A 16,616-nucleotide genomic window follows, 5' to 3' on the forward strand; every position below is an offset into this window, starting at 1 on the left:
TGAAGGATCTACAAGTGAAACTGCGCCTCCCTTTGCTCACTCTCTATCTTCTCACCCTGACCTCAGTCTTATCTTTGTCCAGTCATGAGGTATCAGCCAAAGACTGGTCTACTTATCTGATGGACCGGGAGCGTGCCGGTGCCACTACGGACAGTTTCCAGGTTCCTCTGGCACCTGTCTGGAAATACTCCGCTCCCAGTGCCCCCAAGACCGGACAAACCGATCCAGGGGAACGAGTGATCGAAGGTCATGATCTCGAATCGCGGGTGGATTTTGACGATGCATTTCAGGTGGCGATTGCAGAGGGACGCGTTTATTTCGGGACTTCAGTCGATCATCAGCTCCGCTGTGTTGATCTCAAAAGCGGCAAAGTACTCTGGCGGTTTTTTACCGGAGGACCGATTCGCCTCTCCCCGACAGTCGATCAGGCAAAAGTCTATTTCGGCTCAGATGACGGATTTGTGTACTGCCTGGATGCCGCAACCGGAAAGGAAATCTGGAAGTTGCGGGCCGGTCTCAACGAGGAAATGATCATTGCCCGTGGAGAAATGGTTTCGCGCTGGCCCGTCAGAACGAACGTCCTGATAGATCAGGGGATCGCCTATTTCGGTGCCGGCATTTTCCCGCACGAAAATATTTACCTCTATGCCGTCGACGCGCAGACGGGAAAAGTCATCTGGAAAATCGACAATCTGAGCCAGACCAGTGCCGGGCGGAATGAACTCTCTCCCCAGGGCTATATTCTGGCCAATGACGAATTCCTATTTTTCCCTTCGGGACGATCTTTGCCTGCTGCCTTCAATAAGAAGACCGGAGAACAGGAACACAAGCGTTCCTACAGCTGGCGGAGTACAGCCGGCGGTGTGGTCGGCGGAACCCAGGCCCTGCTGGCAGACGGCCAGATTTATTCGATGGGTGCCCATCACATCCTCGCACTAACCCAGGACGAAGGGGACGTGGGCTTTGCCTGGATCAATGGTCAGCAGATGGTCGTAAAAGATGAATTTGCCTATCTGGCCACCGACACATCTCTGTTGAAAGTCAATCGTCTCGAGCATGCAAAGGGTTCCCAGAAATCTCATGCGAACGATATGAAGGTCAATGGTCTTTACCGTGACCTCCGCAGTCTCAAAGGGGACAAAGCTAAAGCCGCCCGGGACCAGATCAAAGCTCTGCAGGAAGAAAACAAACAGTATGCGAACGCAGGAGTGATCTGGGAACAGCCAATTGTCGCCCGGGACTCGCTGATTGTGGCGGGTGACAAAGTGGTCGCTGGTGGACATGAGCAGGTGCTGATCCTTGATACCACTTCGGGAAAAGTGCTGCAGACATTGAAAGTCAAAGGCAAAGCCCGTGGTCTGGCCGTCTCTGATGGTCGGCTTGTTGTCAGCACATCCGCTGGTGATATCATTGGTTTCGCCTCTTCGAGTAATCCGGAAGCAGAAGTCGCTGAAATTGACACGATCTCAACACAAAACCCCTATCCGGAAAATGCTGATTCAACCCGCTATCAGCAGGCTGCCAGGGACATCTTGAAACACTCCGCCGTTCAAAATGGTTTCTGCCTGGTTCTGGGTGGAGAAGAAGGTCAACTCGCCTATGAACTGGCCCGTAACTCAAACTTGAAATTTTACTGTATCGAACCTGATGCTTCTAAAGTCGCAACAGCCCGCAAGAAACTGAGTCAGGCGGGCTACTATGGGCATCGGATCACCTTTCACCAGACCGAACTCTCCCCCCTGCCTTACTCGCATTATTTCGCGAACCTGATCGTCTCAGACACCCTGCTGAAAACCGGTAAGATTCCGGGAATCCCCCAGGATGTCGCCACGCATGTCAAGCCGCTGGGAGGGACGATCTGTCTGGGAACTCCGGCTGAACCGAAGTCTGAACAAGCAGCATCAACGAAACTGACAGACTGGCTCAAGGAAACCAAACTGGAAAAGACTTCTGAAATCAAAGATCTCGGCAGCTATGCGTTGCTCATCCGTGGGGCACTCCCGGGAGCTGGCAGCTGGTCTCACCAGTATGGCGATCCGGGCAACACTGCCAGCAGTAAAGACCAGCTCGTCAGAGGCGGTCTGGGCGTACTCTGGTTCGGCGATCCGGGTGAAAAGAAAATGGTCAACCGCCACGAAGGAGCCGTCGGCCCGCTCGCGATTAACGGCCGTCTGTTTATTCAAGGGGAAAGCACCATTATGGCCTTCGATGCCTACAATGGGCTGTTTCTCTGGGAACGCGAAAATCCACAGGCCATCCGTACTGGTGTCTTCCAGAATCAAAATCCGGGTAACCTGGTCGCCAGTGAAGACAGCCTGTTCTTCATGATGAAAGAGTTCTGCTATCAGCTGGATGGTGCAACCGGAAAGACCGTTGCAAAAATCCCACTCCCCGAGCCGTTCAACGACGGCAAACATGAATGGGGCTACCTCGCCTATGAAGACGGTATGGTATTCGGCACCGCCACCACCCGTAAAGAGCTCTCTGCCCGCCAGATGCGTCGCGGTCGAAAAACCGAGGATTCAACCGATGCAATCTTTGCCATCGATGTAAAAACCGGCAAACCGGCCTGGACATATCAGGGTAAAAGTATCGCACACCACACCATCGCCATCGGTCCCGAGGCGGCCTATTTCATCGACAGCTCCATCACCAGTGAGCAACGTGCTGAAATCCTGCGTCAGGACAAATCACACCTCAAGGACCTGACCGGCAAAGAACGCGAAATCGCAGAAGATCGTTTGAAAAAACAGGACCTGCGTCTCGCGGTTGCACTGGATATCAAAACCGGTAAAAAAATCTGGTCGACTCCCGTCGACGTGACCGATTGCAGCGAAATCGGTATCGGCGGTGGAAAACTGACGCTGCTCTATCAGAACAACGTGCTTCTGCTGTGTGGTGCCAATGCCAATGGTCATTACTGGAAACAGTTCATCGCCGGAGATTTCTCGCGACGCCGCCTGGTCGCCCTGAATGCCAACGATGGCTCCCTGCTCTGGAAGAAAGATGCCAACTATCGTCACCGCCCGATTATTGTCGGGGATAAAGTCATTGCCGAACCATGGTCCTATGATCTTTACACCGGCATTCAGCACATGCGTAAACATCCTCTGACCGGTAAGGAAGTCCCCTGGAGTATCATGCGGGAAGGACATCACTGCGGCATGCTGGCTGCTTCCGAAAACCTGCTGATGTTCCGTTCCGGCTTCACCGGTTTCTATGACCTGGAAAAAGATGCCGGCACCCGACACTTCGCCGGCCACCGTACCGGCTGCTGGATCAACGCGATTCCCGCTAATGGTCTGGTAATGATTCCTGAATCGAGTGCCGGCTGTGTCTGCCTGTTTTCGATTTCATCCACCATTGTGCTCGAACCACGCGAAGAACGAAAACACTGGACCATCTTCAGTTCCGTGGGGCCCAAAACTCCCGTCGATCACATGGCCCTCAATATGGGCGCTCCCGGAGACCGACGCGATGCCCATGGCACTGTCTGGATGGCCTATCCGCGACCGACCCCCAGTCGGGAAACGGGGCTCGACTTCAAATTTGATATCAGTCCTAAATTTAATACCGGGGGTGGCTATACCAGCCTGAATGAAATTACGCACCCGGTCAAAGAAGCCGAACCTCCCTGGGTCTACACATCCTGGGCACGGGGGTTGAAAGAATGTACGATTCCGCTGTTAGGCAAGGACGACTCACCCGCGACTTATTCGGTTCAGCTCGCTTTCTCCGAACTGGATCCCGTCGCTCTGAATAACAAACAGGAAACACCTCTGTTTACGATCAAACTACAGGGCAAGGAAGTTCAGAAAGATTTTAATCCGCATGGAAAACAGACCATTCAGATCCGCAAGTTTGAAGGCATTCCGGTCAAGGATAATCTCCATCTGGAACTGGTCCCCCAGAATGAAGCAGCTCAGCAGCTGCCGGCTGCGTTAAGTGGAATTGAAATTATCCGCACAGATTCATAGACTGACCTCAGATGTTTCTCTGAAGTCAGTTCTCTGAATCAAGCGAGATCACGTGAAATACCCACTCAAGTATCAACGCCTTGTCGTCTGTCTGATTCTGGCCCTGGTCAGTTTCAGCGGACTTAAATCTGCTCATGCCCTTGAATTGACACTCGAACCGCCGGGTGATCGTGAATTCGTTCGCGACCTGGCGGGTATGCTTGATGAACCGACCAAGAAAAAGATTCAGGAGATCTGCGACAAGCTGCTTACCGACAAGGCGACGCCGATCATCGTCGTCACCATTGATTCGATGGCCCAATATGGCGGGGCTGACATGCGGATCGAAACCTTTGCCACAATCCTCTTCAACCAGTGGGAAATCGGCCACGCCAAGCTGAATGACCAGGACTGGAATACCGGTATCCTGCTGCTGGTTTCCAAAAATGATCGCAAGGCACGCATTGAGCTGGGAGCAGGCTGGGGACGCCAGGAAGATGCACAGTGCCGCCAGATCATGGACGACTACATCATCCCGCATTTCAAACAGGGGCAGTTCTCTCAGGGAATTCTGGCGGGGGTGGAAGCACTCGACAAAATGGCCCGTAAGCTGGCACTTCCCACGAAACCACGCTCTGCGGGGAGTTACATTCTCGTCGCAGTCGTAATTGGACTGGCGATCTTTACCATCGTATCCTTAATCCGTCGCGGATCGAGTGGCTGGGCCTGGCTGTTCTGGGGCGTCGTCTTCGCAGTCATTGGCACAATTCTCTACCAGATGATGACCAACCGGGGAGGTGGTGGAGGCGGTTTCAGTGGTGGCTCGTTTGGAGGCGGATTCTCGGGCGGTGGTGGCGCCACCGGTTCCTGGTAGTAAGTTTGATCTCCTCAGTCTCAGTATCGAAAGTTCAATTCCATGCAAAGCGCATTTAACTATTTAACCGAAGAACAGCAGAAGCAGATTGAACAGGCTGTGATAGATGCTGAGGGTAAGACGTCCTGTGAAATCGTCCCTGTTCTTGCCACCTCTTCAGGCCGCTATGACCGCCCGGAAGACATCGTCGGGCTCTGGTTGACCGTGATCACTGCACTTTGCTTCTGGTATTTCTTCCCTCACGCTCAAGGACAGGCAGGAGACTGGGGCGGCATGCCCGTCTTTGTGGAACTGATCCTGGCAGCGCTCGCGATGGTCATTGCATTTATTCTGGGCGCGATCGCCGGGAGTCAGATTGGCTGGCTCAGACGTCTTTTTACCCCTCGGCAGCAGATGCAGGATGAAGTCGCTGCCCGTGCCCGTGAAATCTTTTTTGACAAACGCGTGCACCATACCGAAGGGGGAACCGGAATCCTGATTTATATCTCCCTGTTTGAACATATCGCGATTGCGCTGGCAGACCAGGCCGTCATCGATAAACTGGGACAGCCTTTCCTGGATCAAATCTGTCAGAAACTGACATCAGGTCTGCAGTCCGGTGAACCAGCTGAAACCATCTGTGAGGTGATCCGGGAAATCGGGGAACAGGCTGCCACACCTCTTCCCCGGGCCGCAGATGATCAGAATGAATTGCAGGATGTCCTGGTGCTGATTGACTGACGCAAATACCCCTCGGATTTTCCACGTTGGTAATTAACAACTGTCGACTTTTCCTTCAAACTGGTATAATAGCATTGCGCAACGGGTAGAACTTCAGAATGACATTTTCAGCCCCGCTGATATTTGTTCAACGACGAAACGATTCAGAATAAGGAACATACCATGACTAACCGCAATCGCATGGACGAACTGATCAGTGCTTTACAGCAACAGCGTGATGAACTGGCTTTGAAGATTCATCTTGGCAAAAAGGAAGCCCAGGACGAATGGGAGCAGGTCACTGACCAGTTCGATAAGCTGAAAGATGACTATAAACCGGTCAAAGATGCCGTCTCGGAATCGGCGGGTGGTGTGACAGACGCGCTGTGGAACGTCGGCAAAGAGATCCAGGAAGGCTTTCAGCGGATTCGTAAGTCTCTCTGACTCAGGATTTAGTCCGACAATGCCTTGAGCCAGATCGAATTCAACCGCAATCCCCGAATTCCCTCCGGTTTCGCAGCGCGGATGGTGAGCTTTTGCTTTCCCTGTTTCAGCTCCAGCGTGCCAGCTTTGGTTCGCATGAAGACATTCTGGCTGGTCGTCATGGGGAGTGCGCACTCCAGGCTTTGCTCCCCCACAGCCAGTTGCAGCGCGCCTGTAGCGGGCGGTTCTGAGCGATAGCCATAGCTGAGTTCCACCGTATAACGTCCCGGTTGAAGCACATCCAGTTGCCAGTGGGCAGTACTCTGATTGGATTTCCAGCCGTCCAGGGTATCCCAGTCATAACCATCAAATGAGTATTCGATGCCGTCCCCGGTTAAAATAGCCCAGCTGGGCTGCAGTTCCACTACGGACTCCAGGGGATCTCCCAGGGGAATCGCAGCTGGCTGATAGATCTGCCCTTTGGTGACATCATCAAACCAGCGATGAAATTCATTGCGCAGCCGGGAAGCCACTTCAGGGTATTTTTGGGACACATCTTTCGTCTCTCCCGGATCGGCAGAGAGGTCATACAACTGTCCCGCCGGCTCCTGTTGTTTCTTTTTGCCCTGCGGATCATGTCCTACCAGTTTGAACCGCGGTCCATGGATCGACCAGCGATGCCAGGGATTGGGGGTATATCGGTCCCAGGTATGATACAGGTACTCGTGTGGAGACTCGCCTCCCCCCTGCTTCATCAACGAGAGAATCGACTTTCCATCCAGTTCTATTCCTTCCGGGACACTGACTCCCGCGAGTTCGCAGAAGGTGGGGAACAGATCAATCTGAGCCACCATTGCGTCAGTCTGTTTCCCTGCCGGGATTTTCCCGGGCCAGCGGACCACAAACGGCACCCGGGTGCCTCCCTCATAGGCACTTCCCTTGCCTCCTTTGAGACCCGCTTTGAAGGCCCGGCTGACACCACCATTATCGCTGGTATAAATCACCAGCGTCTCTTCATCCAGCCCCTGTTCTTTCAGGGTTTTGAACAACCGGTCGAGATTCTGATCGATGCGTTCCACCATGCCGTAGATACGTGCTTCACGGAGCGGCAACCCTTTCGCCAGATATTTCTCAATCAGCTTATCCCCTTCGGGTTGACCGAAATGGGTTGTATCGAGCAGAAAGGGAGAATGCGGCGCGTTAAAGGCGAGATAACAGAAGAAGGGTTGTTGCTGATCGCGTTTGATGAAGTCGATCGCCGCACTGGTAAACAGGTCCGTCACATAGCCACGCGTCTCAACCGGCTGTCCATTCACAACCACCTGGTCCGGATTCGAATAGCGTTCGATATGTCCGTGGTAATGCCCGAAGAAATGATCGAAGCCCCGCCGATGCGGCTGGTATTGCGAGTAACGCCCCAGATGCCATTTCCCGAACAGGCCGGTCCGGTAGCCGGCTGATTTCAAGACCTGTGCGATTGTCGTCTCGCTACTGCCCAGGGTATCACCGCCAAACCGCGTATTATAGAGACCGGTTCGCAGATAATGTCGCCCCGTCATCAGGCCGGCCCGCGTCGGTGCACAGACCATGTTCGCATAAAAATGGTTGAAAGTGACTCCCTCAGCGGCCATCTGTTTCAGAGTCGGCGTTTCAATGTGCGGATTGCCTGCGACCTCGGTGTCCCAGTAACCCTGATCGTCGGCCATGATCAGAATGATGTTGGGCTGTCGCTGTTCTTTCGCCTGAATCTGTTGACTGGCCAGGCAGATCAAGAATACAAGCATCGACAGGATAAAACGTCGTCTCTTCATGTGAAGTCGCCTCTACAATGTTTTGAGTCGAGATTTCTTTCAGACCTGCTTCAGACAGTTTTCCAGATAGGCGCGCGAGCGGTTGATTTCAGCGGTGACCTGTTCCGCAGTGGGAAGAATCGGAATCCCCCGGGGAACCGGGTGCATGAAGATCTCGGTTCGCCCCTGATAATCAATCTGCTTGAGTGCTGCCAGGACAGGAACAAAATTCAGATCCCCATGGCCTGGTAACTGCAGAAGCTCCTGCTCCTTGGGCAGTTTCTTCATGCAGCCCATACCGTGCTGCCAGGCCTGGAAGTGCACCAGTCGTTCATCCAGATCCCTGATCAATCGGGCCATCATTTCCGGATCCTGTTCCAGGTGATAGGGGGCCAGGGCAATACCGAAGTTTTTCGCAGGGAGCATTTCCATCAGCCAGAGTTGTGTGTCCGGATCATTAATTAATCCGCCGCCATGATTTTCCAGACCGACGATCACGCCTTTCTCGGCAGCAGCATCTACATGAGGTTTCAGCTTTTCGGCAAACTTTTTAATCGCCGCTTTCAGTTCAGCCCCCTTCAATCCTTTGGGACCGCCACTGTTGCAGATCACCATGTCGCCGCCCAGCTGTTTGACCAGATCCATTTCGCCCTGCATATTGAACAGGCCGTATTTGAAACAGGTAAAACTGCCCAGCTTGACGTTATATTTGTCGAACAGTTGTTTCGTTTTCTCTACCCCGAGTTCGTCAATCTGCTCTCGTTGATTTCCATGCCGCTTCGCCCAGATTTCCAGATATTGTGCCCCGGTTTTGGGAGTTTCCTGCAGAATGGTTTCCAGTGGCAAGGTCCCATACATGCAGGATGCGACGATGTAATTCAGTTGAAACGGTTTCTGAGGCTTCTTCGTCCCAGCTGCCAGCGTGCTCCCTGCCAGAGCCGCTGAACAGGCTGTTCCCAGAAGCTGTTTACTAAAATCACGACGATTGAGTTGGTCGTTCATCGGTCTGTCTTTCTAAAGATGTATACTGCTCGGTTGCTTAAGCGATTACGCGATCCCCGCCCTGCAGAAACGGCACCGCTAGATGCTTGGGCTGCCCAGTCTCCGGATCATAAATGGGCTCAGGTGAATACTGTGTCACATAGGCCCGACGCATCTTGTCGGTCGTGTTGGCTCCACTGCGATGGAAGGTCAGTGAACTGAAAACCGCCAGGCTTCCCGCGGGGACCACCGCTGTCACGCCCGGTTCCTTGCCGAAGTAACCGGTTTTATCTCCGGTCTCCGGATCCCGGATATGTTCTACCAGGGAACGAATACCGACTGTTGAATAAGGCAAAACATCGACAGTTCCGTTCTCAACCGTCATATCATCGACGGCTGCCCAGACAGTCACATAGGGACGATGACGAAACCCGAGATAGCCTGAATCCTGGTGCCAGGAAAACTTGATGCCTTTCTCAGCCGCTTTCACAACGTACTGGTCGTAAAACAGATATGCAGTATCCCCAATGGTGGCTTTACAGATCTCCGCCATCAGATCGCCAAAGACATATTCGGTCAGTCTCGGTGCCTGATCAAATTTTTTGGCAATATGATAGCGTTTGCCCCGGTGACTGATATGAATGTGATCAGTCCCCAGGCGGTCCATTTCCTGGTGCATCAGATCAATCAGATGCGCGCAGGCATCCCGAATGATCTGTAAATGCTCTTCGGGGATAACCTTCTCCAGAATGAAGTAACCCTCTTCCTGAAACTGCCGTTTATGATCTTCGGTGATGATCCCGGATGAGACTGACATCACTGCTCCTGTTCGTAGAAAACTGAATCGGGTGAAAGCGGATTAGCACACGTCAAATTCCGGTTCAGGAATCAGTGATTTCATATCCTTTCCTCTGTTCGCGTTTGAGCCAGGTATTGGCTTCGTCATCTCCCACAAACTGTTCCCGTTCAGGATCCCAGGTCAGTTTACGGCCCAGGCGCTGAGAGATATTCCCGATATGACAGACCGAGACGGATCGATGCTGATTCTGGACACTGGAGATCGGCGTCTCGCGTGTTTCAATGCAGTCAAAGAAGTTCCCCATGTGATTGACGATCGCATCCAGCTTACCCATCCGCGGCGGTCGGGAGAGATTGTCGTGAGCATAGATCTTGAACTTTTCGCGAGGCAGCGGATTCTGTTTCAGATCTTCGACTGGCTTACCGGCAATGGTGCCCCGGTTGACGAACATTCGCCCCTGATCCCCTTCAAACATCACACCGGTCCGACCGGTGTCGTTTACTTCCAGCACCACTCCGTTCGCATAGCGGGCTTTCAGATGGTAATCGAGGGCAACGTTGTAACCGTTTTCCACGTGTGGAAAGGTGGCGGTTCCTTCGATATCCACAGGACCGGTATCCTGCATACCGGCTCCCCACTGGGCGATATCAATATGATGTGCGCCCCAGTCGGTCATCTGGCCGCCCGAATATTCATACCACCAGCGGAACGTGTAATGACAGCGTTCCTTGATGTAAGGCACATCGGGCGTCTGCCCCTGCCAGAGATCCCAGTTCAACACCGAAGGTACCGGCTCCGGTTTGAAGGGGCCACCGGTCTTGTTTTTGCTGAGTGTGACAGTCACTTTTTTCAGATTCCCGATCCGCCCGTCGTGGATCATTTCGACTGCCTGGCGGAAACGGTGATCACTCCGCTGCCAGGTTCCCACCTGCACGACAGCTTTTGTATCCTTCACCACCCGATTCAGAATCTTGCCTTCATCGACGGTCAGTGTGAGCGGTTTTTCGCAGTAAACGTCTTTCCCGGCCCGGCAGGCATCAATCAGCATCTTGGTATGCCAGTGATCCGGTGCCCCGATCGTGACGACATCAATATCCGCCTTTTCCAGCATTTCGCGGTAATCTTCGAACAACGTCGCTTTACCACCAAACTGCTTGCGGGCTTTTTCCGCAATCTCGCGGTCCACATCGGCAATCGCGACGATGTCGCCATATTCCTGAGCTTTATCGGCAATGACCGATCCCTGGTAACGCATTCCAATCGAACCGATTTTCAATCGCTCATTCGCATTCCGCGACTTGCTGGCGGCGCGGGCCGTATTCACAAATACCCCCGGCGCCAGACAGGCAAGAGGCAACCCGGCTGCGGCAGTTTTCATAAACGATCGACGAGACTGTTTCCGTGAAGTCATCACACTCTCCTGTTGAACTTGCAAGATTGTTTGTTGAATTCAGATTAGTACTGGCTTTGGGCTTCATCCAGCATTTTCATCCAGGGTCCCATGTATTGACCGTGGTCATGATAGGTACGACCGCTGACAAGATTCCCGTCAATCACACACGGTTCATTCACAAAAATGCCTCCACACACTTCCAGGTCAAACTGGCACTTGGGGACTGTCGCCATACGACGTCCCTTGACGCAACCAGCCCGTGCCGGAATTTCCACACCGTGGCAGACTGAAGCGATCGGCTTGCCGGTTTCGAAGAAATGCTGTGTGATACGGATCAGATCTTCATCGTCACGAATGTATTCCGGTGCCCGACCACCACTGAAAAAGATGCCCAGGTATTCTTCTTCTTTAATATCTTTAAAGGCGATGTCCGCTTCGATCGAATATCCTTCCCACTCCTTGGTAATGGTCCAGCCTGGTTTGACTTCGTGCAGCACCATCTGGTACCGACGCTTTTCGGGAGCCGCCACTACAGGTTCATACCCTCCCTCAATCAGACGATAATAGGGATAGAGCGTGTCGACAGTTTCAGTTGCATCACCAACGATGATCAGCACCTTATTCATTCAAGTCATTCCTTCTACGTACAATTTCAACTTAGAACTGGATTTCATTTTATAAGTGATCTCAGCCCGGTCATTACGGATTTCCATAAACATTATCATGTTTTGCGTATAGATTAACTCGCAATTACTGAGAAAGAAGCCGTTTTCTGGCATTCAACTGTTTGTTCAGTGCATTTTTGCTCGATAGGCACCGGGAGTTTCGCCCAGTTTTTCCTTGAAGATCGTGCTGAAATGCTGTGCGTGCCGAAAACCGACGCGCTCCGAAATCTGTGCCAGTGACAGCTCTGTAGAGGCAAGCAGCTCTTTGGCGCGCTCCAGTTGATTGCGCAGAATCTCTGCTTTAGGTGAGCGTCCAATGGCAGCTTTCATCTGACGTTCGAGTGCGGTTCTAGACAGCGGAACCTGTTTGAGAATATCTACTACCTGAATTCCACGACAGGCATTCTCGCGGATGAACCGCAGCGCCCTGGCCAGGTCTGGATCATCCACAGCCACCACATCGGAGGACTGTCGGGTCACAATCCCCAGAGGGTCGATCATAAACGGCTCCTCTGGAGTCGGCTCTCCCTTCATCAACCGGCTCAACAAAGCAGCCGCTTCGTAACCGATCCGGGCAGAATTAAAGGCGACGCTGGAGAGAGGCGGTCGCGCCATCATGCAGAGAATCTCGTCATTTTCGACTCCCACCACAGCCACTTCGTCAGGCACAGAGATACCGGCCCGGTCACAGGCATCCAGGAGCCAGAACCCCAACTGATCGGTGCATGCCATGATTCCCACCGGCTTGGGAAGCCCCCTCACCCAATTGGCCATCTGTTCCTGGTGTTTTTCCCATTCGCGCGGTGCTTCGGAATCTTCGGCTCCCGAGAAGACGCTGACTTCGAAACCCGCCTCCTCAATCGTCTGTATATAATTATCCCGGCGTTCCTCAAAATAGACTTCGATCCCGATTTCGTAGACCCCAAAGTGGCGAATCCCCCGTTCCAGAAAATGCTCTGCCACCAATCGCCCCATCGCCCGATTGTCGATCCCCAGGAAGGGAAACGAGTGCTTGAGTTTGGTTGACCGCAGTTCCACGGTCGGAATCCCCGAGGCGGTGATTGCATCTGCCATCTCCTGGCTGATCGTGCGACTGAGGATGCCGTCCCCCTTCCAGCGGGAGATCCAGTCTGGAATCTGGGAATCCAGTGATCGGGGCATCAGGAACACGGACCATTCTTCATTCTCCGCAATAAACTGGCGGATACCATTCAATAACCCCCGCCCGTGGGAACGGGAGGTTTCAATCAACAGGGCAACATGTGGAATCGAAGAGGATGCCATAAGATCGGAAGCGAAAAAGCAGTTTGGGATGTTTCGTTGTTACGTAATCTTTTACCGGAACTCCGTTTTCTAATCAATCAAGATCGAAACAGATCGGGCGACTGCGTACAATACTAACGTCGTCCCCCCTGTCAGTGTACTTCGTTTAAGAACAGTCAGTGAAAGGCATTTGTGTCCTACTTCATTAAACCGGCAGAGCCGGGTGATTTTCTGGAAGTGGCCGCTTTGGACCGCAACGCCTGGCCCGCAGAACCAGACACCTTTATCCCGGATGGCGAGCATGCGTGGCGTCTCTGGTGTGAGTATGCGACAGTTCTGATCGCCGTCGAACCACAGGAAGACAACCAGGAGTTCGTAGTCGGAGCGCTGTTGATGTTTCCTACGAACACCAGTGAGATTTTTCTGCATAAGATTATGGTCCATCCCGATTATCGTAGCCGGGGGATCGGCTCGGCCTTGATGAAACAGGCACTGCAGGATGCGCAAGATGTCGTTTTGCTCACTGTGAATCCTGAAAACAGCCCTGCGGTCAGACTGTATGAAAGTTTTGGCTTTCAAATACGGACTCGAGTAGACGGCTACTACCGTCCTCATGAACATCGTCTGATCATGGAATTTAAACCTACTCCCTAAACTGCAGCCAGGAACAACCTTGATGAATCAATCAGAGCGGGCACTCATCCTCGGAGCTGGCATCAATGGGGTTGCCATTGCCCGGGAACTGCTGCTCAATGACATGCCGGTTACGATTGTGGAACAGGGAGATTTGTCGCAGGGGGCGACTTCCAAATCTTCCCGCCTGATTCATGGTGGACTCAGATATCTGGAATACGGTGACTTTTCCCTGGTCAGCGAGTCAGTTCATGAACGGGGCATTCTGCTAAACCTGGCTCCCCATCTGGTGAAGCCGCTCCGTTTCGCAGTTCCACTCTCTCACCGCATCTCAGGAATCCCCTCGTCCGGTCTGCGGTTTCTCAGTGGTTTCAGGGTTCCCGGCGTGACCTGGCTGACCTCCCGTTTTTCCTTCTCCTCAGAACGGGGACTCTACCTGGTCGACATCGGCCTTTCCCTGTATGACTGGTTCGCCTCCAAGGGGAACCTTCCCAAACATTCCGTTCATAACGTGGGTGAAACAGGACTGCCTCAAATCAATGCAGATAAGTTTCGCTGGATGGCCTGTTATTCCGACGCGCAAATGCGGTTCCCCGAGCGATTCGTCGTCGCGCTCCTGCATGACTGCCAACGGATTGCCAGCGAAAAAGGGGTCGAGTTCGAACTGCTCACCTATCACCAGGTTAAGCTGAAAGAACGAACCGCTCAAATTCGTAGTCTGCAGGCAGATTCACAATCAGAAAGGGAATTTATCCCGAAAGTCATCATCAACGCTTCTGGTGCCTGTGGCGACTTGACGCTGGAACAGATGGAAGTCTCCTCTCCGCGGCTGATGGGAGGGACGAAAGGCAGCCATATTGTTACCTTCCATCGTGGGTTGAATGAGGCGCTGGGGGACAAAGCGATCTACTCCGAGGCGAGCGACGGTCGCCTGGTCTTTATCCTTCCCTTCGGCGACTCCACGCTGATCGGCACTACCGACGTCCGCGTGGAAGGGAATCCTCTGGATGTGACTGCCAGCCCAGAGGAACTGGAATATCTGGTCGGCATGGTCAACATGGTCTTCCCTCAGGTTGGACTGACAACCGACGACATCAACCTGCATTACAGCGGTGTGCGTCCCCTGCCCTATCAACCAGAAGGTAAAGCCGCCTCAATCTCACGCGACCATTCCCTGAAAGAATATGAAGGTCCTTACGGCTGGATCGTCACCCTGGTGGGGGGGAAACTGACCTCCTGGCGGGCCTTCGCAGAGAAAGTATCGGATCGCATCCTGAGAAAAATGGGGAAGAGCTATTTCTCGCAATCCAAAACACGCCTGGTTCCGGGAGCCGAGGGGTATCCGCAAACTGAAGATATTTTCAAAGCGGAAGTGGATCGCCTTGCTGAGAAATATCAACTTCCCCCAGAGAGTATCCGGTCCCTCTGGACTCTGCAGGGAACTCACCTGGAAGAGATCCTCGATTCCCTCACAGAATTCTCACCCGAACTACTCCGTGGAACTTCGCTGCCGCGACAATATGTGCTCTGGACCATCCAGAACGAATGGGCGGAGACTCTGGGCGACCTCGTTGAGCGGCGACTAATGCTCGTCTTCGCAGAGACGCTAACTGAAGAAACACTCCGGGATCTGGCTGATTGTCTCGTTGAAGCGGGTAAAGTACTATCCGATCAGGTTCCGGATCTGATACAATCTTATCAAACGCATCTTGATCATTTTTACGGTAAAGCGGTTGTCTCCACGTAAATCTGAAAGGCTCCCTCATGAATCCGTCCCGCAGACTTTTGAAAGTCATCGTATTCAGCGCTGCCCTCTGTTCTCTTTCGTGGTTGGTATCTCCACTCCGGGCTGGTGAACCTGCTCCCAACGGCTGGCAACAGGTCGCGATGCGGGAAGCGGTGAAACCGGAATTCACCTATTTACCGCACGGGTCCTTTGATGGAAAAGGAGCACTGGTGATCGCCGCTGCCCCGAATCAGGCGGAGTCACATGGAGCCTGGATCAAAACATTCCCGGTCAAGGGAGGACAGGGCTACCGCTTCCATGTCTGGAGAAAAACCGAACAACTTACCGTCCCGCGTCGGAATGCAGTCGTAAAAATCACCTGGCTCGATAAAAAAGGGAACCTGATTCCCGCTCGAGTGCAGGGAGCAGATGACAAAGTGCGCCCCGTTTTTCCCGCCGATGGTACCACGAACCAAGCTGGCTGGACCGAAGTGACTGATGTGTATCCAGTTCCCGTCGAAGCGACGCAAGCCAAAGTGGAACTGCATCTCCGCTGGGCCAGCCAGGGACGAGTGCTGTGGAGTCTACCGGAATTGACCCCCGAAGCCGCTCCCTCACAACGAATCATCCGGCTGGCGTCTGCTCACCTGCGTCCCCGGAACGGAAAATCGGCAATGGCGAATTGCCGGCAGTTCGCCCCGCTGATCGCGGAAGCAGGCCGCAAAAAGGCAGACCTGATTTGCCTGCCGGAGTGCCTGACCATGTGTGGTACAGGACTGGACTATGCCGACGTGGCAGAAACAATCCCCGGCCCCTCTACCGAATACTTTGGTAAACTCGCGAAAGAGCATAATCTTTACATCGTAGCGGGCCTGCTGGAAAAATCAGAAAACCTGGTCTTTAATACAGCTGCCTTAATCGGCCCCGATGGCAAGCTGGTGGGCAAATACCGGAAAGTCTGCCTGCCCCGTGAAGAAATAGAGCATGGTATCTCGCCTGGCCATGACTATCCGGTTTTCGACACCCGCTTCGGAAAACTGGGGATGATGATCTGCTGGGATGTGCATTTTCCGGAAGTAGCCCGTAACCTGGCTAACAACGGCGCTGAAGTGATTGCCATGCCGATCTGGGGTGGCAATCCCACGCTCGCGAAGGCACGGGCGATCGAAAACCAGGTCTTTCTGGTCACCAGCACCTACACCGATCCCAACCGGGACTGGATGAAATCGACCATCATCGACAAAGAAGGCAACCTGCTCTCCATCGGAAAAGACTGGGGGACGCTGGTCTATGCTGATGTGGATTTATCACAACCCAAACTCTGGCGGTTCCTGGGCAACTTCCGAGAGCGAATCTACCGCGAACGCCCCGTGGAAGGCTTTGTGGAACCGGCTGAATCACGGTAAAGGATGTC

Annotated in this window: 13 protein-coding genes; 7 read left to right on the top strand and 6 right to left on the bottom strand. The window is 53.2% G+C overall.

Annotated features, from left to right (window positions below):
* Positions 1-14 precede the first annotated feature (14 nt).
* The 4 genes from Enr10x_RS16840 to Enr10x_RS16855 all read left to right on the top strand — a co-directional run bounded on the left by Enr10x_RS16840 (position 15) and on the right by Enr10x_RS16855 (position 5,973).
* Positions 15-3,977, top strand: coding sequence for an outer membrane protein assembly factor BamB family protein (locus Enr10x_RS16840; RefSeq protein WP_197997259.1), 3,963 nt, complete (start codon positions 15-17; stop codon positions 3,975-3,977).
* A 52-nt stretch (positions 3,978-4,029) separates the two neighbouring features.
* Positions 4,030-4,830 carry a TPM domain-containing protein gene (locus tag Enr10x_RS16845; protein ID WP_145450768.1) on the top strand — a complete coding sequence of 267 codons (801 nt, stop codon included), beginning with the start codon at positions 4,030-4,032 and terminating at the stop codon, positions 4,828-4,830.
* 42 nt (positions 4,831-4,872) lie between these two features.
* Positions 4,873-5,550 (top strand): TPM domain-containing protein, encoded by a 678-nt coding sequence (locus tag Enr10x_RS16850; protein WP_145450769.1) that lies wholly within the window; start codon positions 4,873-4,875, stop codon positions 5,548-5,550.
* Between the two features lie 162 nt (positions 5,551-5,712).
* Positions 5,713-5,973, top strand: a complete 261-nt coding sequence (locus Enr10x_RS16855; protein WP_145450770.1) for a hypothetical protein — start codon at positions 5,713-5,715, stop codon at positions 5,971-5,973.
* An 8-nt stretch (positions 5,974-5,981) separates the two neighbouring features.
* Here the strand turns inward: Enr10x_RS16855 and Enr10x_RS16860 are convergent, their stop codons facing one another.
* The 6 genes from Enr10x_RS16860 to Enr10x_RS16885 form a co-directional block, all read right to left on the bottom strand.
* Positions 5,982-7,763: an arylsulfatase gene (locus Enr10x_RS16860; RefSeq protein ID WP_145450771.1), complete on the bottom strand. Its 1,782-nt coding sequence runs from the start codon at positions 7,761-7,763 to the stop codon at positions 5,982-5,984.
* Between the two features lie 39 nt (positions 7,764-7,802).
* On the bottom strand, positions 7,803-8,744 hold the full coding sequence (locus Enr10x_RS16865; RefSeq protein ID WP_145450772.1) for a sugar phosphate isomerase/epimerase family protein: 942 nt from the start codon (positions 8,742-8,744) through the stop codon (positions 7,803-7,805).
* 37 nt (positions 8,745-8,781) lie between these two features.
* The gene (locus tag Enr10x_RS16870) at positions 8,782-9,540 is read right to left on the bottom strand and encodes a phytanoyl-CoA dioxygenase family protein (RefSeq protein ID WP_145450773.1); all 759 of its coding nucleotides are present in this window, start codon (positions 9,538-9,540) and stop codon (positions 8,782-8,784) included.
* Positions 9,541-9,604: 64 nt separating this feature from the next.
* Positions 9,605-10,933: a Gfo/Idh/MocA family protein gene (locus tag Enr10x_RS16875; protein WP_145450774.1), complete on the bottom strand. Its 1,329-nt coding sequence runs from the start codon at positions 10,931-10,933 to the stop codon at positions 9,605-9,607.
* Between the two features lie 44 nt (positions 10,934-10,977).
* Positions 10,978-11,541 (bottom strand): DJ-1/PfpI family protein, encoded by a 564-nt coding sequence (locus tag Enr10x_RS16880; RefSeq protein ID WP_145450775.1) that lies wholly within the window; start codon positions 11,539-11,541, stop codon positions 10,978-10,980.
* A 165-nt stretch (positions 11,542-11,706) separates the two neighbouring features.
* Positions 11,707-12,864, bottom strand: coding sequence for a XylR family transcriptional regulator (locus tag Enr10x_RS16885; RefSeq protein ID WP_145450776.1), 1,158 nt, complete (start codon positions 12,862-12,864; stop codon positions 11,707-11,709).
* A gap of 171 nt (positions 12,865-13,035) precedes the next feature.
* Here Enr10x_RS16885 and Enr10x_RS16890 point away from each other — a divergent pair, with 171 nt between their 5' ends.
* From Enr10x_RS16890 to Enr10x_RS16900, 3 genes are read left to right on the top strand one after another with little or no spacing between them, the layout of a single operon-like run.
* Positions 13,036-13,497 carry a GNAT family N-acetyltransferase gene (locus Enr10x_RS16890; protein ID WP_145450777.1) on the top strand — a complete coding sequence of 154 codons (462 nt, stop codon included), beginning with the start codon at positions 13,036-13,038 and terminating at the stop codon, positions 13,495-13,497.
* Between the two features lie 22 nt (positions 13,498-13,519).
* Positions 13,520-15,223 carry a glycerol-3-phosphate dehydrogenase/oxidase gene (locus Enr10x_RS16895; RefSeq protein WP_145450778.1) on the top strand — a complete coding sequence of 568 codons (1,704 nt, stop codon included), beginning with the start codon at positions 13,520-13,522 and terminating at the stop codon, positions 15,221-15,223.
* Between the two features lie 17 nt (positions 15,224-15,240).
* Positions 15,241-16,608, top strand: coding sequence for a carbon-nitrogen hydrolase family protein (locus Enr10x_RS16900; RefSeq protein WP_145450779.1), 1,368 nt, complete (start codon positions 15,241-15,243; stop codon positions 16,606-16,608).
* The last annotated feature ends 8 nt before the right edge of the window (positions 16,609-16,616 follow it).

It is taken from the genome of Gimesia panareensis, assembly GCF_007748155.1.
GTDB classification, from domain to species: domain Bacteria; phylum Planctomycetota; class Planctomycetia; order Planctomycetales; family Planctomycetaceae; genus Gimesia; species Gimesia panareensis.